This is a genomic window from Ruegeria sp. AP12 (assembly GCF_056540025.1).
Window position 1 is genome coordinate 1 of sequence record NZ_JBQFVZ010000286.1, and the last position, 579, is coordinate 579.

Here is a 579-nt window from a genome sequence, read left to right on the forward strand (position 1 = left end):
GCTGCCGTCAGATCGAGATAGCGGTTCGCGATCTCCGAGGCATAGGCAGGATCGCCGAACTTCATTTCTTCGGGGAAAGTATAGGTGTTCAGCCAGTCGATCAGGCGTTTTCCCCAACTGGCGATCATTGCGGTCTGGGGATAGTGCACATGCGCATCCACGAACCCAGACATGATGACATGATTGCCGTGGTCAACCACGGTGGCCTCGGGATGCGCTGAGCGCAGGCTGTCCGCATCCGCCACGGCCAAAATCCGGCCATCTTCGATCAGAACGGCTTCGCTGATCTTGACGGCCTCGGTCGGCTCTCCTTCGAAGGGGGAACCGGTGAAGCTCAGGACACGCCCTTTCAGCAGCGTTTTTTGCGCCATTTTCATTCATCTCCGCCTGTATGGGACTGCGAAACAGCATAAGGGCGGGAAACTTGCCGGTAAATCGGCGCATTGTCATTGTTTTCCGGTAGCTGCTTCTTCTAATTAGGGGGCAATGACCGAACGGAACGGGGGCAGATATGACCACAGGCTTTGATGAACCCGTAATCGACACGAGCAGTGTCGAAGACGTCAATGCGCTGGATCG

Annotated in this window: 1 protein-coding gene; it reads right to left on the reverse strand. The window is 56.1% G+C overall.

From position 1 onward, the window contains the following. The coding region (locus tag ACR0E6_RS22785) for an imidazolonepropionase-like domain-containing protein (protein WP_480587693.1) at window positions 1–371 on the reverse strand (371 nt) is incomplete at its 3' end. Window positions 372–579: the final 208 nt, after the last annotated feature.